Source organism: Kitasatospora sp. NPDC001261, assembly GCF_042896795.1.
In the GTDB taxonomy this organism is placed as follows: Bacteria; Actinomycetota; Actinomycetes; order Streptomycetales; family Streptomycetaceae; genus Kitasatospora.
This window is the reverse complement of record NZ_JBIAXP010000016.1, coordinates 25,462-49,475: the sequence shown is the minus strand read 5'-3', so window position 1 is coordinate 49,475 and position 24,014 is coordinate 25,462. Positions and strand designations below refer to the sequence as shown.

The following is a 24,014-nucleotide window of genomic DNA, read 5'->3' as shown; positions in this document are numbered from 1 at the left end:
CGTCCCGTCGCATCGGCCCTCCGCGACAGCAGCGCGTCCGACAACTGCCCCCTGGCCTTCTCTTTCCCGCCCGCTCGTGCCCTCACCCTGATCAACTCCCCCACAGTCCGGCATTCCGGGCCCCGGACGCACCCGGGGCCGGGCCGGTCGGCTGCCGGCCGGGCACCACCGGACCGACCCGATCCGTCCGGCCCTCTGGTCCCGGCTCCGTGACCGGTCGAAGATGGCGGCATGGGTGTCGACGAAGCGGGTGCCGGGCTACTGGTGACGAACGTGCGCGTCTTCGACGGGACCGGAGCCGAGGCGGCGCCGGGGTACGTCCGGGTGGAGCGGGACAGGATCGCGGAGGTGGTGCTGGGCCGTCCCTTCCCGTCCGGTCCCCCGGGTGGCGCGACGGTGCTCGACGGCGGCGGCCGCACCCTCATCCCCGGGCTCACCGACGCCCACGTCCACCTGTTCGCGGCCGGCGGCACCATGGCCGAGCTCCAGCTCGCGCCGACCGGCACCGTCTACTACCAGGCCCTGGCCGCGGCCCGCTCCATGCTGATGCGCGGCTTCACCACGGTGCGGGACATGGCCGGCGACACCGAACCGCTGCGGCGGGTGCTGGACCGCGGGCTGTTCCCCGGCCCGCGGATCTACCCGAGCCAGGCGGCCGTCTCCCAGACCTCCGGCCACGGGGACTTCGGGACGGTCCACGACGCCCCCACCGCCCTGGGCGGGCCGCCGGCCCGGAGCGAGCAGCTCGGGTTCACCCGAGTGGCCGACGGGCCGGAACGGGTGCTCGCCGCGGTGCGCGAACAGCTCAGGAAGGGCGCCACCCAGATCAAGCTGATGGCCGGCGGCGGCGTCAGCTCCGAGTTCGACCCGCTGGACGTCCTGCAGTTCACCCCGGCCGAACTGGAGGCCGCCGTCGCCGCGGCCTCCGACTGGGGCACCTATGTGACTGTGCACGTCTACACCTCCGAAGGCGTCCGCCGCGCGGTACGGGCCGGGGTGCGCTGCGTCGAACACGGGCACCTCCTCGACGAGGACACCGTCCGCCACCTCGCGGAGCAGGGCGTCTGGCTCAGCACCCAGCCGTTCGAGGTCGACGACCACCACTACGCCTCCCCGGACAGCGCCCGCAAGAACCGCGAGGTCTGCGAAGGCGTCGCCCGCACCATCGGCTGGGCGGTGCGGCACGGCGTGCGGCTGGCCTTCGGCACCGACCTGGTCTTCGATCCCGGGAAGGCCCACCGGCAGAACGAGATGCTCGTCCGGCTCGGCGGCCACCTCGGCCCGGTCGAGGCCCTGCGGACGGCCACCTCCGGCAACGCCGAGCTGTTCCGCCTGTCCGGCCGCCGGGACCCCTACCGTGCCGCACCGCTCGGCGTCATCGCGCCGGGCGCCTGGGCCGACCTCCTGGTCGTCGACGGCGACCCGACCTCCGACCTGTCCGTGCTCGCCGACCCCGACCGCAACCTGCGACTGATCGTCAAGGACGGCGTCGTCCACAGGAACGAACTCGGCTGACCCCCTCGCTGTGGCCGGTCAGGCGTGCCGGAGACAGAGGGTTCCCCACTGGAATCCCGCACCGATCCCGGACAGCACATAGGTGTCCCCCGGGAGCAGGGCGCCTTCGGCCATCGTGGCGTGGAGCGCGGTGAACAGCCCGGCCGACCCGGTGTTGCCCAGCCGCTCGACCGTGACGGGGACGCGCTCGCGGGGAACGCCCAGGGCGGTCATGGTCTCGTGGAGGATGTTCAGGTTGGCCTGGTGCAGGAAGAAGTACCGGATCCGGTCGACCGGCACCCCGGCCCGGTGCGCGGCGCTCGCGATGCTCTCGGGCAGGCGGGCGGTGGCGGTGTTCCAGACGGCACGGCCGTCCATCCGCAGGTAGTGCTCCCCGGCGGCGACGGTGGCCGCCGTGGTGGGCAGCCGGGATCCCCCGGCGGGGATCTGGACGCCGTAGGAGAGCTGGGAGCCCAGGTCGTAGGAGAGCAGGCCCGCTCCGGCCTCGTCGGTGCGGGTGAGCACCACGGCCGCCGCGGCGTCTCCGAAGAACACCCCGGCGGTGCGGTCGGTCGGATCGGTGATCCTGGAGGCGCAGTCGGCCGCGAGCAGCAGAACGGTGCTGATGGACGGGTTCTGCAGGAGGTGGGCGGCGATCAGCACGGCCTGGACGCCGGACGCACAGGCCGCCTGGGTGACGTCCAGCGACAGGGCGCGGTGGGCGCCGAGGGCGTCCTTGACCATCAACGCGGTCGACAGGAGCGGCTGGTCCCCGGTGTAGGAAGCGACGACGACCGCGTCCAGCTGGGCAGGCCCGACCCCGGCGGCCTCCAGGGCCGGGTGGGCCGCGGCGACACACATGTCGGAGGTCGCCAGGTCCGGGGCCAGCCGCCGGCGCTCACGGATCCCGGTGCGGCTGGTGATCCACTCGTCACTGGTGTCCAGGGTGCGGGTGAGCTCCTCGTTGGTGACAACGGTCGGCGGCAGGTGCACCCCCGTCCCGGCGACGGCGAACGGCACCGGCAGGCCGGCGCCGGTCTGGTGGTGCAGCGTCTGCTCCACGGTGACGGTCACAGCAGGGTGCTCCGCCCGGATTCGATCGGTCCGCCGCGAGAGGCTCCCATGGTTCTTTTCCTTCCCCTGCCGGTCCGTCATTTTTCAGTACCGTCGCATCGTTCCATGAAACATCGGGGCCAGATGTCTCGTGGTAATCCGTAAGCGTGACGAAGCCGCCGACGAATTGACATCCAGCCGCCGTGATGTGCTATCGACCGGATTCCTGAAATGGATCCGCGCAGGAAAGATGAATACGCCGCTCTCACAATTGACCGTCCACTCCGAAAAGTCGTACGAAAAGAGCGCGGATGACCGATCCAACGGTGTACCAGGGGTCGCCGATGGCGAGGGCGTCGAACTGCGGGGCTCGACGGCGGCCCGGGCATCATCGCCGCCGGTGGCTGCGGCGAGTCGCGAATCTCGATGGCGTTGCGGCGCTGGTGCTGCCAGGGTGTCCCTGTGCTGAAGAAGTTACTCTTCATGACCCTAGCCGGACATGGACACATCAATCCAATGGTGCCGTTGGTCGAGGAACTCGTACGGCGCGGGCACCAGGTGGACTACGCCACCGGAGCAGGCCACGCCGCCACGGTCACCAGTGCCGGCGCACGCTGGTTGGAACTGCCGCCGCTGGAGCCGTTCACACCACCATCGAAGATCGGCCCAGAGGCCGTGGCCGGCTGGTTACGCCACTACTTCGCGGCAATGCGCGCGACCTACCCGGTGTTGCAGAAGTACTGTGCCTCGGAGCCTGTGGACGCAATCTGTTACGACACGACGAACTGGCCTGCCCGGACCATCGCCAGGAGGCTGGGGATCCCCGCCGTGCAGTGCTTCCCTCACCTCGCCTCGAACGAGGCGTATTCACTGGACCGGCAGTTGACCGCAGGGCTCGACACCGGCGATCCGGCGATGGCCTTGCTCGCCGCTGACTGTGAGGCCTTCTCCACCGAGTACGGCGTCCCGCTCGGTGTCGCCGACACCATGACGATGGCGGACGGGCTCAACCTCGTGTTCGTCCCGCGAGAGTTCCAGCCGGCCGCTGACAGCTTCGACGAACGTTTTCACTTCGTCGGCCCCTCGATGGGCAGTCGCGAGCAGACCGAGCACTGGTCGCCGCCCGACCCCGACGCGCCACTGCTGTATGTCTCACTGGGCACCGTCTTCAACGGTCGCCCGGAGTTCTACCGCGCCTGCATCGACGCCATCGCCGACGGGCCCTGGCAGCTGGCGATGACCGTGGGCGATACGGATGCCGCCGTACTCGGCGCCATCCCGAGCCGGGTGGACGTCCGGTCGCGGTTCCCGCAACTGGCGGTACTCCGCCATGCCACCGCCTTCGTATCGCACGCCGGAATGAACTCCGTTATGGAGGCGCTGCATTACGAGGTCGGCCTCGTCGCCGTCCCGCGGACACCCGAGCAGGCTGCCAACGCCGGGCGCCTGGGGGAACTCGGGCTCGGCGAATGCCTGGACGCCGACATGGTGAGCGCCGAGGCACTGCGGGCGGCGATCGACAGGGTCGCCTCAGACCCGGCAGTACGCGTCAGCCTTGCGGGAATGCGCCAAGCCATCCTGCGAAGCGGTGGAGTCACACGCGGCGCCGATGTGATCGAGCAGTACCTCCGTCAGCACTCCGTGTGACTCTGCGCTCCTGCGTCGCCCTCACCGGAAGCGGGTGCGGCCACCACGTGATCGTCAAGAGCTGTGTGGACCGGTCGTCGCCGTCTCCGTCGACGGCGACCGCCTGGACTCCGGGACACCGGTGTTCACGAGGACGGCTGTCCCGGAGCATCGGTGCCGTCCGGCTCGTCACCAGGTGGCGGGCAGGTGCAGGGGGCTGCGGGTGGAGGTGCCCAGCCGCCATTCGATCCCGGTGGTCGGCAGGGTGAGGCGCAGGCCGGGCAGGCGGGCGGCGAGACGGTGGAGGGCGATCCGCATCTGGAGGCGGGCCAGCCACGCGCCGGGGCAGAAGTGGGGACCGGCGCCGAAGGCCAGGGTGCCGGCTTCCAGCGGGTCGAACAGCCGGCTGAGGGAATCGGGTGGGAAAACGCCGGGGTCCCGGCTGGCGGTGGTGCGGTCGGCCGCGACGATGTCGCCGGCGCCGATGGTCACGCCGCCCAGCTCGACCTCCTCGGCGGTACGAAGGAGGCTTCCGGGGCGTTCCCTGTTGGCGCCCAGGGGGATGGTGTGCAGCAGCCGCTCCGCCGCCAGGGCGGCCGCCGCCTCGTCCGAGCCGATGCGCCTCCAGGCGTCGGGGCGTTCGGCGAGCAGGTAGAGCACCGCGTTGGCCAGCGTGGTCATGCTGGTCTCGTGTCCGGCGACGAGCAGTCCGCACACCAGGTTGACCAGTTGGCGCTCGGACACCTCACCCTCCCGGTCCGCGGCCCGGACGATGGCGCTGACCAGGTCGTCGCCGGGTGCGCGCCGACGGCCGGCGAGCAGCCCGGCCACGTACGCGGTGAACTCCCGCATCGCGCGGCTGACTTCGGCGGGGTCGCGGTCGGCGGTGGCGAAGGCGAGTTCGGTCCAGTCCCGGACGCGTCCGAGGTCCTCGCCGGGGAGGTTCATCATCCTGGCGATCACCTCGCTCGGCAGCGGCCTGGTGTACCCGGTGACCAGATCGGCCGGGGCGCCGAGCCGCACGAGGTCGTCCAGCAGCCGGTCGACCACGGAGGTCACCCACGGACGCGACCGCTCGATCGCGCCGGGGGTGAACGCCCGTTGGAAGACGCGGCGCATCCGGTGGTGCTCGATCCCGTCCTTGTGGAACATCGAGTCCCGGTCGCTGCCCAGGTTGGGCGTGTCACTCAGCGGCGGCGCGTCCGGGGCGAACAGCAGCGACCGCTTGAACCGGGCGTCCACGAGAGCCCGGCGGACGTCGTCGTAGCGCGTGACCAGCCAGATCGGAGTGCCGTTCGGCAGCTGCTCACGGCGCGGCGGCCCCACGGACGGCAGCTCCATGCGGTGCATCGGGACCAGCCGTGCTCCGGGGACAGTGGTTGTGAGGTTCTCGGTTTGGGGCAACGGTTCCCCCTGGGATCGTCGGATGGCTGCGGTGCGGTCGGCAGGCACCGGCGGCTCTCGGGCGGGTCACCGCCCGCCGTCGGCGTCGGACGGACGGGCACGGTGGTTCGCGGACGTCATGGTGGCGAAGCGGCAGCCGGGGCGCCATCCGGCCCGCTCAGGGTTCACCCGTCCGGCGGCAGGCGGCCGGGCGTCCCGCCCCCGGTCCGGCGGTTCCCCTACCGCGGTCCGTCTACCGCCGGCCGCTCGCCGCGAGCGGGCGGGAGCGCAGCAGGGCGCGGGTCGGCAGGGCCGTCGCGGCGAGGCAGAGGGCCACGGCCGCGGCGGCCAGCGGCAGGGCGGTGCCGGGCGGGACGTACGGCGGGGCGTCGGCGAGGCCCCGGGCGATCGGGACCAGGGTGATCCAGGCGATCAGGCTTCCGAGCAGCAGCCCGGTCGCGGCCACCAGCAGGGCCTCCCAGCGCATCATGCCGCGTATCTGGCGGCGGGTGGCGCCGGTGAGGCGGAGCAGGGCCACCTCGCGGCCGCGGTCCAGGACGGTCATCACCAGGGTGTTGGCGGCGGTGATCGCGGCGAAGCCGCCGAGGACGGCCGCCATCACGGAGTTCGCCCAGTCGCCGGCCTCGCGCCTGCGGTCGGTCTGCGCGACGTACCCGGCGCGGTCGGCCACCGTGAGCCCGACGACCGTGGCGGCCCCGGTGGTGGGGGCCTCGGCGGGGAGCTTCGCCAGCCGGGCGGCGACGTCCGCGCGGTCGGCTCCGGGTGCGTCCGCGACGAGCACCTGGCTGTCGTAGGCGACGGCGGCGTGTGCGGCGACGGCGGCCCGGGGCAGGATCAACTGCCCGAAGCCGAGGCCGCGTTCGTAGGTGGCGACAACCGTCAGCTGTGTCTGGGTGCCGTCGCCGAGCCAGAAGGAGGCGCGGTCGCCGACGCTGTGGCCGAGCCTGTCGGCGAGGGCCGCGTCGAGGGCGACGGTGTCCGTGCCCCGGGCGAGGTCGGCGAGCGAGCCGCTGCGCACGCCCAGGTCGAGGACCCGGGGCAGCCTCGCCGGATCGCCGGACACGCCGAGGGCGTTGGCGGAGCGGAGCTTCCCGTCGGAGCGGTAGACGGCTCCGGTGCGCAGCACGCCCACGGCGGCTTCGACGCCGAGCACTTCGGCGGCCCGTTCGGCGGTGGCGGCGGGCAGGCCGCGACCGGTGGAGCCGAGCACGTGGTCGGCGACGACCCCGGCACGCAGCTGTTCGCCGGTGGCGTGCCCGACGCTGCTCTGGATGAACAGCATGGTGCCGCAGAAGGCGCTGACCATCACGATGGGTGTGATCGCGGAGGTCAGCCGGCGGGCGTCGGCCCGGGCGTTGTCGGCGGCCAGCGATCCGGCGGTGCCGCCCGCGCCCGCCCGCAGCGGCAGGCCGAGCACTCCGGCGGCGACCCGGGCCACCCAGGGGCCGAGCAGGGCGGTGGCCACCAGGAAGCACATGACCACGCCGAGCGCGGTGTTGGCGGCGTTCTCACCACTCAGGCCGGCGGCGACGGCGGCCAGCACGACGCCGCCCACGACGGCCGCCAGACCGAGGAGGGCCCGCACCACGCCTGCCCGTCCGGCCGGCACCGAGGCCTCTCCGAGCGCCTGGCCGGGGCGCAGGCGGGAGGGACGGTGCGCGGCGAGGTAGCCGGCGGCCAGCGCGGCCAGCGAGCAGGTGGCGACGGCGACGAGCGCGGGGACCGCTCCGACGTCCAGTTCGACGCCCTCGGGGACGGCGCCGCGCGAGACCAGTCCGTCGAACCACCAGCGGGCCAGCGCCACGCCCGGGACGAGGCCGAGCAGGCCGGCGAGGGGTGCCACCAGCATCGCCTCGGTGGCGACCGTGCGGCGGATCTGGCGGGGGGTCGCGCCGACGGCGCGCAGCAGGGCGAACTCGCGGGCCCGCTGACCGACGGCCAGGGCGACGGTGGACACCACCACGAAGACGGCCGTCATGGTGGCGGTGCCGCCGAAGGATCCGCCGATCGCGACCAGCAGCGTCCGGCTCTGCCCGAGCCCAGGCTGCTCGACGGAGCCGCGGTCCTCGCCGGTGACCACCCTGATCCCGGTGGGCGACGCTCCGGAGGCCTGCGGGCCGGCGGTGTCGCGCAGGGCCTCGCGGAGCCGGCGGGCGAGGTCCTTGGCGCCGACGCCCTCGCTCGGCTGGACGGCGATGGCGTCCACCCGGCCGGCGTGACCGGAGAGCTGCCCGGCCACCGCGTCGGCGAACCAGGCCGTCGGGCCGGCGTTCTGCGGCGCGGCCAGGCCGGAGATCCGGTAGGTGCCGCTGCCGCCGGGCGCGACCAGGGTGAGGCTCGCGCCGGGTGCCAGCCGGGCGTCCCGTGCGGTGGCGGCGTCCAGGACCACCTCGTCCGGGCCGGGGGCGCGGCCCTCGACCAGGGTGTCCGCGCCGCCGGCGATGCCGAGCGCCGCGTACCCGCGCCCGGTCAGGCCGGGTGCGGCCGGACCCGGCTGGATCGGGAAGGCGGTGTCGGGACGGGCCTCCGCGACACCGGGCAGGGCGGCGATGCGCTGGGCCAGGGCCGCGTCCACCCGGGGCCGGTCGGGCACCGGCCGGTCGACGGCCTTCTCCTTCTTGTTGACCTTGCGGACGATCCCGATGTCCGGACCGGCCGCGACGACGACCGGCGCCTGCGCGTAGCGCACCGGGGGCACGCTCGCGGTGATGCCGGTCTGCAACAGGGTGCCGCAGCCCATGATGACCGCCGCGCCGAACAGCAGGGCGACGAAGGTCCCCGCGAAGGAAGGCGGCCGGAAGCGCACCGAGGCGCGCGCGAGTCCGTTGCTCATGCCGCCGCCCCCGACGCGGCGGTGGAGCTGCCGCGGCCCGGCGCGAGGTCGACCCCGCGCACCACGTGCACCTCCTCGCCGCCGCGCCCGTGGCCGCGCCGCACCGCGCGCGGTCCGATCGCGGGGCGGGCGGGGGCGTGAGGCTCGGGCGGTTCGTACTCCGGGCGGTGGTGGCGGGCTGCCATGGTGCTGCCATCCCTCGTGGATCGTGTCCGTCAGCGACGGGGTCCAGGCTAGGAACGGCGGGTGGGCACGAACCATGGTGGCGACCGGCGGACGTGGGGTGGGGATAGCCCCACCCCACGCGCGCAGGCCTCGGGCGGGCCGGACCGGCTCCAACGGGCCTTGCCGCCCGGCCACGGCTCAGCCGCAGTGCTCGAAGCTGTAGCCGGTGTCACCGGTGCCGGAGAACTCGTTGTACTTCAGCCCCCCGATGAAGTCGATGCAGGCCCCCTTGGCGTACGCGTAGACCGGGCCCGCGTACTGGGTGTAGTTGCTGCCGACACCGTCCTTGATCCAGGTGCTGTCGCGGGAGCGCCGTATCTCGACGAAGATCTCGTGCTGGCCGCTGACGACCGCGTCGTTCCCGCGGGCGATCGCGCAGTTGTACCCGTTCCCGCTGTTGTAGTAGATGTCGATGAAGCCGACCACCGCGGCCACGTTGTGGATGTCGTTGATCTCCCAGCTCCGCTTGAAGTCGTACGCGCTCCCGCACTTGTTGACCCGGGCGGAGGCGTGGGCCGCGCCGGCGGAGAGGCCGACGAAACCTCCGGCGAGGACGGTGGCCGCGAGGACCGTCGCGAGACGCTTCCTGATCATCGAGAACTCCTTCGAGTGCCGGGGTTCGCGGACCGCTGCCGCGATCCGCACGGAACTGCCGGCGGCGGGTGGTGCGTTGCTGGATCGCGTCGCCGCCGGGTGGTACGTCGGGCGACCGACCGCCCCCGTTGTCGTCGGTCGGCCGCCCGGTCGCGGCGCTCGGGGTCCGTGGTACCGACTCCCCGGCGCCCCGTCAGGGGGCGGCCGGCCCGCTCGAACGGGCCCTGCCGCCCGGAGGGGTTCAGCCGCAGTGCTGGGCTTTGTAGCTGGAGGCCCCTTGCCCCGTGAACTCGTTGTACTTCAGCCCACCGACGAAGTCGATGCAGGACCCCTTGGCGTACACGTAGACCGGGCCCGCGTACTGGGTGTAGTTGCTGCCGGCGCCGTCGTCGATCCAGCCGTCCGTTCCGGAGCGCCGTATCGCGACGTAGATCTCGTGCTGGCCGGTGACCGCCGCGTCGCGCCCGCGGGCGATCGCACAGTTGTACCCGTTCCCGCTGTTGTAGTAGATGTCGATGAAGCCGACCACCGGAGCCGCGCTGGAGTTGTCGGTGATGTCCCAGCTCCACTTGAAGTCGTACGCACTCCCGCACTTGTTGACCCGGGCGGAGGCGTGGGCCGCGCCGGCGGAGAGGCCGACGAAGCCTCCGGCGAGGACGGTGGCCGCGAGGACCGTCGCGAGCTGCTTCCTGATCATCGAGAACTCCTTCGAGTGCGGTGGTTGCCGAGGTCCGGGGCCGTCGGGTGACCGCCGCCGCGGGACGGCGCAGCCCCGGCTCCGGCACCGGAGGTTCCGGCCGGCGTGTCCCGTCGCAGGCAGGCTGCGACAAGTTGTCCGAAGACCCGGTGGAGTTCCCACAGTGCGGGCGTATTTGATTGTCCATCTACAAGACTCGGCCGCGGCCCAGGTGAACAGCGGACAACCCGGATTGACCACGGACACGGCAGGGGGCAGGGAATGGGGAGCGCCGGACGCCCACAGGGGCGGTTCAAGGGCGAGACCGAGCAGGCGAACGACCTGGCCGGGCTGGTGCGGGAGGTGACCTCCGGGCTCACCGTCCGCGAACTCGCGCGCCGGTACCCGGCCGGCAGGACCAGCTGGAGCGAGTACCGCTCCGCGGAGAAGGACATCCCGTGGCACCTGCTCCGGCAGCTGATCCACGACCGCGTGACGGACCCCCGGGCCCAGGCGGTGCTCCTGGCCCGGGCCGGTCAGCTGCACGAACGGGCCGGGCTGGCGGCCAGGGGACTCCCGTCGCCCGCGGCGGGGCGGTCGGACGCGCGGCAGGCACTGGATCTGGCCAGGCAGGCGCAACGGCAGGCCGAGGCCGGCGTGGCGGAGGCGGAGGAACTGATCCGCGTGCTGATCGCCATCGTGGCCGAGCTACGGGGTGAACTGGGCGCCGCCGGAGCGGACGGGCCGGCCCCCCTCGCGCCGCTGCCGCCCGGCGGGGGCGATGCGGAGCAGCGGCGGGCCCGGTTGCTGGAGGCGACGCGCTGCCTGGACGAGGTGCGCCGCATCCGGGAGAGCGCGTACGACGCACGGCGGACCGCGGAGCAGGAGCAACGCGCCTTGGGGCTCCTGGTCGACCAGGAGCAGTCGCCGGCCGGGGCCGACGGTGGCCGACAGCCGGGTACGGAGCCCGCGGTGGCCGACGGGGTGCCGGCGCACCTGCCCGTGCTCCGGCGCCTGCACACGGACCTCCTCGCGGTACGCACGGCCCTGGCCGGCCGGTACCTGGAGGTGGCCCGGATGGCCCCGGCGACGACCGCCGCCGTGGTTGTCCGCGGTGAGCTGGTCCCGGTCACGGACAATCGCCCGACCGGCTTCTTCCCGCCGGGCCCGGCGTTCGACGGCCCTCCGCCCGACGATCCGCTCTATCCCACCGAGCCCGTCGGGGCACCGGGGCGTCGGGCCGTCAGGACGGGCGCGGCCGTCGGCGCGGCGGCGGTCCTGGCCGGAGCCCTGGTGCTGGCGGGCGTGCTGGTGGGCGTACAGCTGCGCCCGGTGCCCACCTCCTCCGGAGCGCTCCCCCTGGCGGTCGGTTCCGACGCCGCGCCGACGCCCGGCACGAGCGCCGAACCGTCCGCGCCACCGGCGGGCAGCCCGTCGGCGCGGCCCCCCGGCGACGGTCCGGCCACCGCGTCGACCGCACCCCCACCGGACGGCGGGCCGGCTCCGGCGGCGGGGGTTCGGAGCGCAGCGGCACAGCCCGGTCCGGCGGTTCCCGGCGAGCCGCCCCGTGCGCTGTCGGAAGCCACCGGCCCTCCGGCCTCGACCGGGGGCGACCGACCCGCGCCGCCCCCGGTGCCCACCGCCGCCGCGTCCGCCTCCGCGTCCGCGTTCCCGGCACCGGGGCGCCTCGGCGGCACCCCGCTCGTCCCGCCGACGGGATCGGTGGCGATCAGGAACAACAACAGCCTGCAGTGCATCGCCACGCCCGGCGGGAGCCGGGAGGAGGGCGCACAGGTCCAGCAGTATCCCTGCGGGGACTTCCCCGACCACTTCTGGCAGACCCAGCAGGCCTACACGGACGCCGACGGCGACACCTACTACCGGATCGTCAGCTACAACAGCGCCCTCTGTCTCTCCGTCCAGGACTCCAGCACCGAGGCCACCGCCCAGGTCGTCCAGTCGGCGTGCCGGAACAACCCCGGGCAGGCCTGGAAGATCGAGAAGTGGCCGCACGGCATCCGCTTCGTCAACGGCAACAGCCGCCAGTGCCTCGCCGTCTCCCACGGCAGCAACGCCCCGCAGGCCCCGCTGATGCAGTACCCGTGCGGCGACTACCCGGACCACCACTGGGGCTACGGCTCACGCCGCTGAAGCTCGTTCCAGAGGCCGGGAACGGGACTTCCCGGCACGAGCAGGGTGTCGCGGGCTGAGCCGGACGCCGTGGCGCGACGGGCGCACGCCATGCGCCGGCGTGGAGGCAGGCCGCCCACAGGGAGGGGGTCACCGGATGGCGGTCGCGTACCGCCCGGACGCCGGGGTCCGCGGTACTGCGGGCGGAGAGGTACGCCAATCCCGGCCAGGGGCGGGCCGGTTGGGCCGTGCTGCTCGCGGCTGTCGGCCGGCCGCCGGCGAGGCGGGCGGGCGGGCGGGCGCCGGTGCCTCACCGCGGTGGGGCGGCGGCCGGCCGGCATGACCGCGGCGGTCAGGGCCACTTCACCTCGGAGAGGTGTTCCTCCACGCGGAGGATGTCGGCGTCGGTCAGGGCGAAGCACGCGCGGACGTAGGGATAAGGGGCCGGCCCGAGATGGAACGCGTCGGCCGGGATGGTGGCGATGCCGGCGGCACTCAGGATCGTCTCCGCGACCTCGCCGCTGTCGCCGCCCAGCGGAGTCCCGTCCACCAGGAGGTAGTAGGCGCCTTCCGGGTCGTTGGTCGCGAGGCCCGCGTCACGGAACGCCGCGGCGATCCGGTCGCGCTTGCGGCGGTAGTCCTGGCGCGTCCGCGCGTAGAAGGAGTCCGGCAGGGTGAACGCCCGTGCCGCGATCTGCTGCAGCGGGGTGGGGGCGCACACCGAGAGCGCGTCGGCGGCGATGCGCAACGGCGCGATCAGCTCCGGGGGTCCGGCGGCGTAGCCGAGCCGCCATCCGGGGATGCTGTAGGTCTTGGAGAGGCCGGAGACCGTGATCGTGCGGTCGCGCAGCAGGTCGAACGACGCCGGCGAGCGGTGCGGTTCGTCCCCGTAGTAGAGGTGCTCGTAGATCTCGTCGGTGATCACCAGCAGGTCCCGGTCCGCTGCGAAGCGCGCCACCTCCTCGATCTCGTCCGGTGGCATCCGGTGGCCCGACGGATTGCCGGGTGTGCACAGCACGATCGCCCTGGTGCGGTCCGTCGTGGCCGCCTCCAGGGCCGCCCTGTCGATCCGGAACCCGGGGGCGTCCGTCCTGACCGCCTGGGGAACGACCCCGTGGATCTCCGCCACGGTGCGGTGGTAGCCGTAGAAGGGTTCGGGCAGGAGCAGGCCGTCTCCCGGGTCGAGGTGGGCCAGTACCGCCGCGTTGTACGCGCCGGTGGCGCCGATGGTGGCCACCACCCCGTGCTCCGGGTCGACGTGGACTCCGTTGTACTCCGCCAGCTTCCGCGCGACGGCCTGCCGGAGGACGGCGTCTCCGTGGGCGGGGCTGTAGGAGTGGTCGGCGGACGCGAAGTGTGCGGTCGCGTGGTCGAGCAGGTCGTCCGGGGGCGGCGTGCGGGACAGGCCCTGGCCGAGGTTGATGCCGCCGACGGCGACGCACCGCTCGGTCATGGCCCTGATGGTCGACTGCCGGAACCCGTCGAGCCTCCGCGCGTGCGGCTTCATCGGTGCCTCCTCCCGTGTTCGGGCCGGTCGTGGGGTCGGTGGGTGTTCACCCGGTGGGTGTTCATGCGCTGACTGTTCATGCGGTGGCTGTTCATGCGGCGGTCCATCCACCGTCCGCCTCGATGACGGCTCCGTGGACGTAGCTGGACGCCTCCGAGGCCAGGTACAGCACGGTCCCGACGAGCTCCTCGGGCCTGCCCCAACGGCCGGCGGGTACCCGGGTGAGCAGGCCCGCACTGCGCTGCGCGTCCGTGCGCAGACCGGCGGTCAGGTCCGTCTCGAAGTAGCCGGCGGCGATCGCGTTCACGTGGACGCCCCGCCCGGCCCACTCCGCCGCACAGGACCGGGTGAGCTGTACCAGCGCGCCCTTGCTCGCCGCGTAGGCGACGACGTTGCGGCCACCGCTGTGGGCCAGGACCGATGCGATGTTGACGATCTTTCCGCTGCCCTGCCGGAGCATGGCCCTCCCGGCGGCGCGTGACACGAGGAACGCGCCGGTCAGGTTGGTGTCGATGACGCGCTGCCAGGTCTCGGCCGGGTAGTCCTCGGCCGGGAACCTGTCGATGATGCCGGCGTTGTTGACGACGATGTCGAGTCCGCCGTGTTCGCGCACCGCACGGGAGAGGACGTCCTCGACCTCTGCCTCCCGCGTCACGTCCAGCCCGACACCGACGGCGGATCCTCCGTCGACGGCCAGTTTGCCGGCGACCGCGTCTGCTGCTTCGCTGCTGCGCCCGGCGACGATCACTCTGGCACCGGCGCGGGCCAGGCCGGCCGCGATGGCCTGGCCCAGCCCGCGGGTGGCCCCAGTGATCAGGGCCACCTTGCCTGTGACGTCGAACAGGTGCAGCGGACTGGTGTCATCCATGTCCGCCACCACAGTCCTCTCCGTTCTCTCCGTCCGGGTGTTACGCCGTCAGCTCGGACTCGATGGTGGTGCTGTGGTACCAGGGGTTTCCGGCGGATTCGGAGATGAGGTCGCGCGACCGCGTCTCGTGGTGCCGGCCGAGGCGGAGTGCCGCGTGCTGCACCACGTTGAGGGCGGTGAAGTACTTCCGGAGGAAGTCCCCCTCCGAAAGGTGCACCCGGGAGAACCGGATGTTCCGGTTCTCCGGTCGGTCGTCGGTCAGCAGACGCTGCAGGTTCTCACCCTTGGCGAGGGTGTACTCGTCGTCGTCCGCGTCGGAGAACCAGACCGTGCTGTGCTTCCGCACCGGGTCGGAAAGCGTGGCCACCTCGCTGTGGCAGAATTCGTGGAAGTAGTTCCGGGCGGTCGGAACCATGGCCATCTCGTTGAAGTGCATCTTGGCCAGCTTGAGCAGGCTCTCGTGCCATTTCGGGGACGCGATCATGATGATGTTCGCGTCCTCGCTCGCGTCGGCGATCCGACGGGCGGCCTCGCGGCCGTTCTCCTCGAAATCCGCCTCGAGCAGGCCCGCCAATTCGCCCAGCCGGGCGTGGTGGTCGTCGCTCAGCACCCCGAATTCGTGGAACATGTCCATCAGGATGGCGAAGTACTGCGAGACGTGGAAGAGCGGGTACTCGCGGTCCGGTTCGCGCAGCCGCCAGTAGGCGATGGAGGCGCCGTCCGCCCGCCCGAGCTCGGCCAGTTTGCCGCCGGAGGTGAGCAGGAGCACCTGGTCCCGGACGGCGCGAAGCCGCTGGTAGGCGAGGACCGGCTCCTGCGAGTGCCCGCTGTAGGAGCTGATGATGTACAGGGTCGCCTCGTCCTCGAGGACCGAGGGAGCGGCCAGGAAGCGGAAGTCGTAGTCGTTCACGACGTGCACTTCGAGGGGCAGGCCGATCTCCGTGAAGTAGCCGCGGACGATATCCGAGACGATGGCCGAGCAGCCCATTCCGGTGAAGACGATGCGCTTGAACCTCCCTTCGGAGAGACGCTTTCGAAGGTCCGGGGTGACGTCGTCGAGCGAGTACTCGTCGGGCTTCGTCAGGCCGGCCCGGTACTCCTTCTCGATGAATTCCTCGTAGCGGTCGAGTCGGGACTTCATGCGATCTCACTCCATCACGGTCGCGTGCGGGTCGAAGAAGTCGTGCGACTCCGGATACCGAACTCCGGAGACCCGGGTTGCTTCGGGTGATTCGACTCTAACAAGCGCGGAAGGCCTCGTGGCATTCACATCGGTAAGTCTGCGAATCGACCAGGGACCGCATGGTCCGATTTCGCCGGTCTCACATGCTGAGAGGGATTCTGACGGAATATGAGAACGGCGGCGGCAGCCGAACGGACAAGTCCCCTGAATGCAGACGACCGCCACGCTTCGGGACACGGAGGAACCGGCCGTTCTCACCAACTTGCCCAAAACCCTTCTCAACCGCGCCATGATTGGTGTATGACTGCGCAGCTACTGACGTTCGTACTCGCTTCTCTTCTGATCATCGTTGTTCCGGGCCCCGACCTGGTGCTCTTGCTGCGGAACGCGGCACGGGGCGGCCGCCGGGGCGCGGCCGCGACCGCGATGGGCATCATGCTCGGCAACGCGGTCCTCGCCGGCGCGGCCGTCGCGGGCCTGACCGCGCTGCTCACGGGCTCCGAAGTGCTCTACACCGCCGTGCGGATCGCCGGCGCCCTATACCTCGCCTACCTGGGCATCCGGTCCCTGATCGACTTCATCCGTCTCGGCCGACGCGAGGACGGAGCTGACGACGCGACGGCCGCGCAGCCCGCCGGTCACGGCCGTGGCGGGGCGCCGGACAGCGCGGCGGACTTCCGCCAGGGCCTGCTGAGCAATCTGCTCAACCCGAAGGTCGCCGCCTTCTACCTCTCCCTCTTCCCGCAGTTCCAGCTGCCCGGCATGTCCGAGCTCTCCCAGCACGTGCTCCTGGCCGGGCTGTTCTGGCTGCTGGCCCTGGCCTGGTACGTCGTGGTGGTCGCGGTCCTGGGCGCGATCCAGCGCGTCCTGCTGCGGCGCAAGGTGCAACGGGGGCTGTCGGGGGTGGCCGGGGTGGCGCTGCTCGGGCTCGGGGCGGCGGTGGGGGCCCGTCAGTAGCGCGTTCCCGACTCCGGCGAGGCGACGGGGGCGGCCCCGGCGGGGGCCGCTCCGGTCGCCTCGGGGGCGCGGTCGGTGAGTCCGGTGACGCGCAGGGTGATGTTGAGGCGGCCCCGGACGGGGCCGACGGCGGGGTCGCCGGTGCCGGGGAGGATCTTCGGCACGGCGTGGTACGCGAGGCGGGAGGGGCCGCCGAAGACGAGTAGGTCGCCGGAGGCGAGGGTCAGGTCGGTCCAGGGCCGGTTGCGGGTACGGGTGTTGCCGAAGCGGAAGAGGCAGGTGTCGCCGATGCTGAGGGAGACCACCGGGGCGAGCGAGCGCTCGTCCTTGTCCTGGTGCATGCCGAGCCGGGCGTCGGCGTCGTAGAAGTTGACCAGCGCGGCGTCGGGTTCGTAGCCGGCGCCCTGGCCGGGGTCCTGGTAGGCGTCGGCCACCGCCCGGCGGCCGAGGTCGGCGAGCCAGTCGGGGAGGCGGGCGACCCGTCGGCCGTTCACGTCGTCGGCGGTGCGGGTGTAGGCGTACGGCTGCCAGTGCCAGCCCAGGCACACGGTCTGTACGGACATGACGCCGCCGCGCGGCAGCCGGGTGTGCCGGATCGGGACGGGCCCGGTGGCCCAGGCGCGGCAGGCGGCGACGAGGTCGCGCTGCCGGTCGGGGGTGAGCCAGCCGGGCAGGTGGACGGCGCCCGGCGCGATCTCGCGGCGCTCGTAGCCGGCGGGCGGCGGGCCGAACAGGGCGGGGGTGGTGGTCACGTGGCGGCGCCCGGGGTGGCAGGCGGGAAGGAGTCGGTCCAGCCGGAGGCGATGCGCCAGGTGCCGCCGTCCGCGCTCGCGCCGCGTACGCCGTCCAGGACGCCGGGCCCGGCGAGCGCGGCGGCGACCGGCTCGGCGAGGGACGCGAAGCCGAAGGTGCGGTCCGGGCGCCAGGGGGTGCTGTGGCGCAGGCGTCGGGCGAGTTGGGCCCAGCCGAGCGGGGCGGCGGCGATGACGAGGGCGTCGGGTTCGGGGGCGGTGAGGCGGTGGGCGGGCCGCAGCCAGGAGGCGGCCTGTTCGGGCCAGTCGACGACGGCCAGGACGGCGTGGCCTGCGGCCTGCCAGGCGTCGGCGAAGGCGGCGGCCGCGCGGGAGGCGTCGTCGCGGCTGTGGCCGATCGCGACGCCGTGCGGGGGCGGGCGGCGGTGGTCGGCGAGCAGGCGCAGCAGGGCCGCGAGTTCGGGGGCGGTGTGGGGGGCGGGTGCGGGGAGGTCGCCGTAGGCGGTCGGCCCGGGTTCGGGGAGGAGCGGGGAGCGGTCGGGTGCGGGGCGGGGGTTCACGGGGTGCGGTCCTTCCGGCGGGTCTTCCACTGCCGGTACCTCTCGGGCAGGCACACCGAGCAGGGCCGGTAGGCGGCGGCGATCGCGGTGGCCTCGTCGGCGAAGAAGACGCGGTGGCGCACGTAGCCGCCGGCGGCGATGGTGCGCAGGGCGGAGGGGCAGTCGAGGCGGCCGTAGAGGCGGCCCCGGCGGTGGCCGCCGAGGGTGCCGGGCGTGGTGCTGGAGTAGGGGCGGTTGTCGGGTCCGGTCAGGGTGTAGCGGCGGGACGGGACCGGGGCGGCGCCGACGGTGGGCGCAGCGGTGTCGGCGGCGGGCCCGGGTGTGCCGGTGGCGGCCATGGCGGCGGGGCCTCAGGCGTCGTGGAAGACGAGGCCGAGGGTGTGGCGGCGGCCGCTGCGCACGGTGCTGACGCCGTGGCGGACGGGGCCGGCGCGGTGGCCGCGGGCCGAGGGGACGGGGCGGTCGCGGGTGGTGAAGACCAGGCCGTGGCCCTGGGGGACGACGGTGGCGGTGCCGCGGGACTGGGCGCGGGGGCGCTGTTCGACGAGGAGGAACTCGCCGCCGGTGTAGTCGGTGCCGTGGGCGTCGAGGCCGATGACCACCTGGAGGGGGAAGACGAGGTCGCCGAAGACGTCGCGGTGCAGGGCGTTCCAGTCGCCGGGGCCGTAGCGCAGCAGGATCTGGGAGCTCTTGTCCTGGCCGGCGGCGTGGCACATGGCGGTCCACTCGGCGAGGGTGTCGGGCCAAGGGGCGGGGCGGCGGAGCTTGTCGGCCCAGGTGCGGGCGACGGTGAGCAGGTGGGGGTAGAGGGCCTCGCGCAGGGCGGCGACGGGTTCGGGCAGGTCGTGGGTGAAGTAGCGGTACTGGCCGGAGCCGAAGCGGTGGCGGGCCATGTCGACGGTGGTGCGGAACAGTTCGGGCCGGTCGTAGAGCGCGGCGAGCTCCCGGCACTGGGCGGGGTCGAGCAGGCGGGGCGTCGGGGCGCAGCCGTGGGTGTCGAGTTCGGCGGTCAGGGCGGTCCAGTCGGCGGTGTCGAGGGCGCGGACGGCGGCCTGGACGCTGCCGGCGGCGGTGTCGGGGACGGTCTCGGGGGCGAGGGTGTTCACGGGGTGTCCTGGTGGTGAGCGGGCGGGCGCGCGGTCAGCGGGCGTTGTGGAAGATCACGCCGAGCGTGGTGCGGCGCCCGGACTCGACGGCGTTGGTGCCGTGGCGCATCGGGTGGCGCCGGTAGCCGCGGCTGCCCTGGACGGGGCGGTGCTGGACGGGGAAGACCAGGGCCTGACCGAGCCGCGGCCGCACCACGATCGCGCGGGACTGCGAGCGGGGCCGCTGTTCGACGAAGACGTTCTCCCCGCCGGTGAAGTCCTCGCCGGGCCGTTCCAGCATGATCGTGGCCTGCAGCGGGAAGACGAGGTCGCCGTACACGTCCTGGTGCAGGCAGGCGTGGTCGCCCGGACCGTACCGCAGGACCAGCGGGGTGGGACGGTGCTGGCCCGCGGCGGCGCACTCGGCGTGCAGCTCGGCGAGGGTGAGGGGGAAGGTCCGCTCGCTCAGCCGCGCCGCCCACTGGTTGGCGATCCGCGCCAGCGGCGGGTACAGCCGCTCCCGCAGCGTGTCCAGGACCGGGACGGCGGCCGGGTCGGCGTAGTACCGGTAGGTGCCGCGGCCGAAGCCGTAGCGCTGCATCACCACGGTGGAGCGGAACAGGCCGTCGTCGTCGAAGGTGTCGGCGAGCTCCCGGCACTGGGCGGGCGACAGCAGGGGCCCGGTGAGCGCCACCCCGTCCCGGTCCAGCTGCTCCCACACGTCCTGCCAGTCGACCGGGACGAGCGCGGGCAGCAGGGCGGCCGGGCCCGGGGAGGCCGGGCCCGGCGCGGGTGCCGCGGTGGCCTGCGCGGCGGTGTCGGGTTCGGTGGTGGCAGCTTCGGCAACGGCGAAGAGGGCGTCGTTCACGGGGAGGTCCTTCGACGGGCGGGGGCGAGCAGGCGCACGGGCCCGCGGGAAGGCGGGCCGTGGCCGGCGTGCGGTCGGGCTGTCCCGATCGTCACCCGTGGAAGGGTCCGTGTGCTGGCGGCATTCGGACGTCGCGTCGGGCGCCGCGTCCGAGGTCGGACGGGTCCGGTGTCAGGACGTGCGGGAGCGGGTGGGCGCCAGGTCCGCGACCAGCAGCGCCAGCAGGTCCGCCGGCGCCTCGATGAAGCGGTAGTGGCCTCCTTCCAGGAGTTCGAAGGTGGTGTCGCCGCAGGCCGGCCAGCCGGTCATCAGGGACGGCTCGATGCCCGTGTCCTCGGTCCAGCCGATGGCGGTGACCGGGCACGGCAGCCGGACCGGCTCGGCCACGTGGTAGCGCTTGTTCATGTCGACGTCGTTGCGCAGCACGCCGAGGTAGAGCGCGAGCAGGCTCGGTTCCAGCGTGCCACCCAACTCCGCGACGAGCCCGCGCAGTTCGTCGGCCAGCTCGTCGTCGTTCATGCCGAGGAAGCGGCCGTAGGGGCCGTCCTGCGGCGCGACCTCGGAGGAGACGAACAGCCGGGTCGGGGCGGGGCAGCCCCGCTGGACCAGCCGTACGGCGGTCTCGTACGCCGCCAGCGCGGAGCCGCAGTGGCCGAACAGGGCGTAGGGCCGGTCCAGGTAGGGGCGCAGCGCTTCGCAGAGGTCGTCGGCCAGCGCCTGGTAGGTGGTGTGGGCGGGCTCGCGCATCCGGTTCTCCCGGCCGGGCAGCTGCACAGGGCAGACCTCGACGCCGTCGACCGAGGACGGCCACTGGCGGTACATGCTGGCACCGCAGCCGGAGTAGGGCAGGCAGAACAGCCGCGCCGGCGCCACCGGCGACGGCTCGCGCAGGAACCACTTGTTGCGGGTACGGGCCGTCGGAGCGTCCACTGATGACCTTCCGTGTGGGGTTTCTTCTCTGGTTCGGCTGCGGTGGAGGTGTCGGGCCCTACCGGGTCCGCGCGGTGACCGGCAGGTGGGTGAAGCCCGCGATGACGTTCGAGCGCATCCGCCGCGGCGCCCCGGCGAGCTCGAAGTCGGTGAACCGGCCGAGCAGTTCGGCGAACAGGATCCGCAGCGCGACCCGTGCGACGGTGTGGCCGATGCAGTAGTGCGCGCCGACGCCGAAGGCGATGTGCTTGTTGGGCCGCCGTCGGATGTCGAAGGTGTACGGGTCGGCGAACACGGTCTCGTCGCGGTTGGCCGAGGCCAGCCAGACGACGACCGCGTCCCCCGCGGGGATCGGCACGCCCCGGATCTCGACGTCGCGGGTGGTGTGGCGCATGAAGTGCTGGGTGGGCGAGGCCCAGCGCAGCGCCTCCTCCACGCCGCTGCCGAGCAGCTCCGGGTGGGCCGCCCAGTCGTCCAGGACCGGGGTGCCGGCCAGTTCGACCATCGCCGCGATCGGCGGCTGGGCGGTGGTGACGGTCGCACCGAGCAGCAGGCTGTAGCAGTTGGAGACGATCTCGCCCGGCGACAGCCGGCGTCCGTCCAGTTCCATCGTGAGCAGCACGCTGACCAGGTCGTCGCCCGGTGCGCGCCGGCGCTCGGTGACGAGGTCCTGGAAGTAGGCGAACAGTTCGCGGTGGGCGGTCACCAGGGTGGCCTGGGGCCCGTCGGCGAGCTGGAACTCGGGGTCGTCCGCGGCGATGCAGGCGTGGGCGAGCCGGACCAGCCGCGGCCAGTCCTGTTGCGGCAGCGCCATCATGGTGCCGATGACCGCCATCGGCAGGGTGGCCATGGCGGCGGCGAAGTCGTACGGGCCGCCGTCGGCCAGCGGCCGGAGCAGGTCGACGACGACCCGGCGAATGGCCTCCCGGTCGTTCTCCACCGTCTTGATCGACAGGGCCTGCTGGAGCGGGCCGCGCAGGTGGGCGTGCCGGGGCGGGTCGGTCGCGGCCATCTGGCGGCCGCCGGCGGGGTCGCCCTTGCCGAGGAGGTTGAGCAGGGTGCCCTGTTCGGAGGTGAACGTGGCGTGGTCGCGCAGGACCCGGTTGGCCTCGGCGTGGCCGACGATCGACCAGTAGCCGATGTCGCCGACCGGCTGCCAGCTCACCGGTGCCTCGCGGCGCAGCCGTCGCCAAGCCTCGTGCGCCCCGCCCGCGTGGTAGAGGTCGGGGTCGATCAGGTCGACCGACTGGAGGGCGAGGACCGGGCAGCGCGCGGTCGGGGGGACCGTCGTCATCGGGGCCGCTCCTCCCCCGCCGCGTCGGCCGGGCCGCCTGGCGCATCGGCCCGGCCGTCCGGGCCCGCCGTCCCCAGCCGCTCGCTGAGGGCCGTCGCCAGCTCGGCGACGGTCGGCGACATGTAGAGGGTCTGCGCGGGGAGGTCCACGTCGAACTCGCGCTGGGTGGCGACCAGGAGGTCCGTGGCCAGCAGGGAGTGCCCGCCGAGGTCGAAGAAGTCGTCGTCGACGCCGACCGGTTCGATGCCGAGGACGTCGCCCCACAGGTCGGCCAGTCGGGTCTGCACCTCGGTGACGGGCGGGACGAACTCGTTGGGCACGTTGCGCGGGACCCGGGTGGCGGTGGGCAGGGCCCGGCGGTCGATCTTGCCGTTGCGGTTCACCGGCAGCTCGGGACGGACCAGGATCGCCCAGGGGATCAGGTAGTCCGGCAGGCTCTCCCGCAGGTCGTGGCGCAGCCGCCGCCCGAGGTCGGCGTTGCCCTCCGGGCCGGGTTCCGCGGGCACGACGTAGGCCAGCAGCCGGGTGCCGCCCGCCGGGTCGGGCTGCGGCAGCACGACCGCGTGCCGCACCCCGGGGAGCCGTTCCAACTCGACCTCGACGGCGCGCGGTTCGGCGCGGTAGCCCTGGACCTTGACCTGGTCGTCCGCGCGTCCGACGAACTCCAGCGTGCCGTCCGGCAGCCAGCGCACGAGGTCGCCGGTCCGGTACATCCGGGCGCCGGGCTCGGTGCCGAACGGGTCGGGCAGGAACCGTTCGGCGGTCGCGGCCGGGCGGCCCAGGTAGCCGCGGGCCAGGCCCGCCCCGGCGACGTACAGCTCCCCGCACTCGCCGACGGGCACCGGCCTGAGCTCGTCGTCGAGCACGGCGACCCTGGTGCCGCTGATCGGGCGGCCGATCGGCACGCTCCGCAGCTCGGGGAGGGTGCTGCTGGTCCAGCAGGTCGTGTACGTGGTGTTCTCGGTCGGTCCGTAGCCGTTGGTGAAGAGCAGCTCCGGGTAGCGGGCCAGCAGGTGCTGGACGTGGCCCGGCGAGGCCACGTCGCCCCCGGTGAGGACGTGCCGGACGTCGGCGAACGCCTCCGGGTGGGAGCTCACCATCTGGTGGAGGAGCCCGGTGGTCAGCAGCAGGACCGTCACGCGCTCGGCGCGGACGACGCGCGCCACATGCTCCAGGGTGATGGCGACCGGGGGGAAGAGGACGAGCCGGCAGCCGTTGACGAGCGGGGTCCAGATCTCGAAGGTGGAGGCGTCGAACGCGACCGGCGCGAGGTGGAAGAAGACGTCCTCGGCGTGGACGTCCACCCAGTCCGCGCCCCGGACGAGCCGGTCGACCGCCCGGTGGGGCACGCCGACGCCCTTGGGCTCGCCGGTGGAGCCGGAGGTGTAGCTGACGTAGGCGAGGCGGTCCGGGTCGCCGGGGCGGGCCGGGGCCGCCGGGCCGGTGGCCGGCTCCTGCGCCGGGTCGCCCTCCGTCACCGTGACGACGGCGTGGGGCAGCCGCTCCCGCAGCTCGGGCCCCGCGGCCTCCTCGGTGATCACCATGGCCGCGCCGGCGTCCTCGAGCAGCAGCGCGTGGCGGGCGGCCGGGTCGTCCGGTTCGAGTCCGAGGTACGCCCCGCCCGCGATGAGGACGGCGAGCAGCGCCACGATCAGCTCCGGCGACCGCGGCACCAGCACGCCGACGACGCCCTCCGGCGCCAGTCCGGCGGCCCGCAGCCGCTCGGCGAGCCGGTTGGCGCGGTCGTCGAGCTGCCGGTAGGTCAGGGTCCGTCCGTCGCAGGTGACGGCGGGCGCGTGCGGGGCCCGCTCGGCCTGCTCGGCGACCAGCTCGTGGATCGCCCGGGCGTCGAACGGTGGCCGTCCGCTGCCGACGAACGCCGGGATGTCGGAGGTGAGGACCGTCTGGGTCAACTGCTTCCCGCTTTCCTGTGCTGAAGTGTCCCCGTCGGGGGTGAACGCGCGACCGCGAGGGC

Annotated in this window: 21 protein-coding genes; 4 read left to right on the top strand and 17 right to left on the bottom strand. The window is 73.4% G+C overall.

Annotation, left to right across the window (positions count from 1 at the left end; all coding sequences use genetic code 11):
- Positions 1-231: 231 nt before the first annotated feature.
- Positions 232-1,515, top strand: a complete 1,284-nt coding sequence (locus tag ACFY4B_RS22115) for an amidohydrolase family protein (RefSeq protein WP_387970074.1) — start codon at positions 232-234, stop codon at positions 1,513-1,515.
- A gap of 18 nt (positions 1,516-1,533) precedes the next feature.
- Here the strand turns inward: ACFY4B_RS22115 and ACFY4B_RS22110 are convergent, their stop codons facing one another.
- Positions 1,534-2,568, bottom strand: a complete 1,035-nt coding sequence (locus ACFY4B_RS22110; RefSeq protein ID WP_387970071.1) for a 3-oxoacyl-ACP synthase III family protein — start codon at positions 2,566-2,568, stop codon at positions 1,534-1,536.
- 405 nt (positions 2,569-2,973) lie between these two features.
- Here ACFY4B_RS22110 and ACFY4B_RS22105 point away from each other — a divergent pair, with 405 nt between their 5' ends.
- Entirely contained in the window at positions 2,974-4,194 is a 1,221-nt protein-coding gene (locus tag ACFY4B_RS22105; RefSeq protein WP_387970068.1) for a macrolide family glycosyltransferase, read from the top strand.
- Positions 4,195-4,362: 168 nt separating this feature from the next.
- Here the strand turns inward: ACFY4B_RS22105 and ACFY4B_RS22100 are convergent, their stop codons facing one another.
- The 5 genes from ACFY4B_RS22100 to ACFY4B_RS22080 all read right to left on the bottom strand — a co-directional run bounded on the left by ACFY4B_RS22100 (position 4,363) and on the right by ACFY4B_RS22080 (position 9,926).
- Positions 4,363-5,514 carry a cytochrome P450 gene (locus ACFY4B_RS22100; protein WP_387970065.1) on the bottom strand — a complete coding sequence of 384 codons (1,152 nt, stop codon included), beginning with the start codon at positions 5,512-5,514 and terminating at the stop codon, positions 4,363-4,365.
- Between the two features lie 295 nt (positions 5,515-5,809).
- The gene (locus ACFY4B_RS22095) at positions 5,810-8,410 is read right to left on the bottom strand and encodes an ABC transporter permease (protein ID WP_387970062.1); all 2,601 of its coding nucleotides are present in this window, start codon (positions 8,408-8,410) and stop codon (positions 5,810-5,812) included.
- A complete protein-coding gene (locus ACFY4B_RS22090) occupies positions 8,407-8,595 on the bottom strand; it encodes a hypothetical protein (protein WP_387970059.1) in 189 nt (62 codons plus the stop codon). The genes ACFY4B_RS22095 and ACFY4B_RS22090 overlap by 4 nt, the downstream gene beginning before the upstream one ends.
- Positions 8,596-8,773: 178 nt before the next feature.
- Positions 8,774-9,229, bottom strand: coding sequence for a hypothetical protein (locus ACFY4B_RS22085; protein ID WP_380775341.1), 456 nt, complete (start codon positions 9,227-9,229; stop codon positions 8,774-8,776).
- A gap of 241 nt (positions 9,230-9,470) precedes the next feature.
- Positions 9,471-9,926 carry a hypothetical protein gene (locus ACFY4B_RS22080; protein WP_387970056.1) on the bottom strand — a complete coding sequence of 152 codons (456 nt, stop codon included), beginning with the start codon at positions 9,924-9,926 and terminating at the stop codon, positions 9,471-9,473.
- A 261-nt stretch (positions 9,927-10,187) separates the two neighbouring features.
- On the opposite strand from ACFY4B_RS22080, the gene ACFY4B_RS22075 reads away from it, so the two are divergent.
- Positions 10,188-12,056 (top strand): RICIN domain-containing protein, encoded by a 1,869-nt coding sequence (locus ACFY4B_RS22075; protein ID WP_387970053.1) that lies wholly within the window; start codon positions 10,188-10,190, stop codon positions 12,054-12,056.
- A 331-nt stretch (positions 12,057-12,387) separates the two neighbouring features.
- Here the strand turns inward: ACFY4B_RS22075 and ACFY4B_RS22070 are convergent, their stop codons facing one another.
- The 3 genes from ACFY4B_RS22070 to ACFY4B_RS22060 form a co-directional block, all read right to left on the bottom strand.
- Positions 12,388-13,542 (bottom strand): pyridoxal phosphate-dependent aminotransferase, encoded by a 1,155-nt coding sequence (locus ACFY4B_RS22070; protein ID WP_074005840.1) that lies wholly within the window; start codon positions 13,540-13,542, stop codon positions 12,388-12,390.
- 91 nt (positions 13,543-13,633) lie between these two features.
- A complete protein-coding gene (locus ACFY4B_RS22065; protein WP_049659034.1) occupies positions 13,634-14,410 on the bottom strand; it encodes an SDR family NAD(P)-dependent oxidoreductase in 777 nt (258 codons plus the stop codon).
- 40 nt (positions 14,411-14,450) lie between these two features.
- Positions 14,451-15,551, bottom strand: a complete 1,101-nt coding sequence (locus ACFY4B_RS22060) for an SIS domain-containing protein (protein ID WP_049659031.1) — start codon at positions 15,549-15,551, stop codon at positions 14,451-14,453.
- 342 nt (positions 15,552-15,893) lie between these two features.
- On the opposite strand from ACFY4B_RS22060, the gene ACFY4B_RS22055 reads away from it, so the two are divergent.
- The gene (locus ACFY4B_RS22055) at positions 15,894-16,550 is read left to right on the top strand and encodes a LysE family translocator (RefSeq protein ID WP_387970049.1); all 657 of its coding nucleotides are present in this window, start codon (positions 15,894-15,896) and stop codon (positions 16,548-16,550) included.
- Here ACFY4B_RS22055 and ACFY4B_RS22050 read toward each other — a convergent pair.
- The 8 genes from ACFY4B_RS22050 to ACFY4B_RS22015 all read right to left on the bottom strand — a co-directional run bounded on the left by ACFY4B_RS22050 (position 16,544) and on the right by ACFY4B_RS22015 (position 23,952).
- Entirely contained in the window at positions 16,544-17,302 is a 759-nt protein-coding gene (locus tag ACFY4B_RS22050; RefSeq protein ID WP_387970046.1) for an alpha-ketoglutarate-dependent dioxygenase AlkB family protein, read from the bottom strand. The genes ACFY4B_RS22055 and ACFY4B_RS22050 overlap by 7 nt on opposite strands.
- Positions 17,299-17,862, bottom strand: coding sequence for a hypothetical protein (locus ACFY4B_RS22045; RefSeq protein ID WP_387970043.1), 564 nt, complete (start codon positions 17,860-17,862; stop codon positions 17,299-17,301). Before ACFY4B_RS22045 ends, ACFY4B_RS22050 begins: the two co-directional genes overlap by 4 nt.
- Positions 17,859-18,200 carry a metal-binding protein gene (locus ACFY4B_RS22040; RefSeq protein ID WP_387970041.1) on the bottom strand — a complete coding sequence of 114 codons (342 nt, stop codon included), beginning with the start codon at positions 18,198-18,200 and terminating at the stop codon, positions 17,859-17,861. The genes ACFY4B_RS22045 and ACFY4B_RS22040 overlap by 4 nt, the downstream gene beginning before the upstream one ends.
- Before the next feature lie 12 nt (positions 18,201-18,212).
- Entirely contained in the window at positions 18,213-18,875 is a 663-nt protein-coding gene (locus ACFY4B_RS22035; protein WP_380741071.1) for a 2OG-Fe(II) oxygenase, read from the bottom strand.
- A 127-nt stretch (positions 18,876-19,002) separates the two neighbouring features.
- Entirely contained in the window at positions 19,003-19,815 is an 813-nt protein-coding gene (locus tag ACFY4B_RS22030) for a 2OG-Fe(II) oxygenase (RefSeq protein ID WP_387970038.1), read from the bottom strand.
- 171 nt (positions 19,816-19,986) lie between these two features.
- A complete protein-coding gene (locus ACFY4B_RS22025) occupies positions 19,987-20,745 on the bottom strand; it encodes a thioesterase II family protein (RefSeq protein WP_259316379.1) in 759 nt (252 codons plus the stop codon).
- Between the two features lie 58 nt (positions 20,746-20,803).
- Positions 20,804-22,039, bottom strand: coding sequence for a cytochrome P450 (locus ACFY4B_RS22020; RefSeq protein WP_387970035.1), 1,236 nt, complete (start codon positions 22,037-22,039; stop codon positions 20,804-20,806).
- On the bottom strand, positions 22,036-23,952 hold the full coding sequence (locus tag ACFY4B_RS22015; protein ID WP_387970032.1) for an amino acid adenylation domain-containing protein: 1,917 nt from the start codon (positions 23,950-23,952) through the stop codon (positions 22,036-22,038). Before ACFY4B_RS22015 ends, ACFY4B_RS22020 begins: the two co-directional genes overlap by 4 nt.
- Between the last annotated feature and the right edge of the window lie 62 nt (positions 23,953-24,014).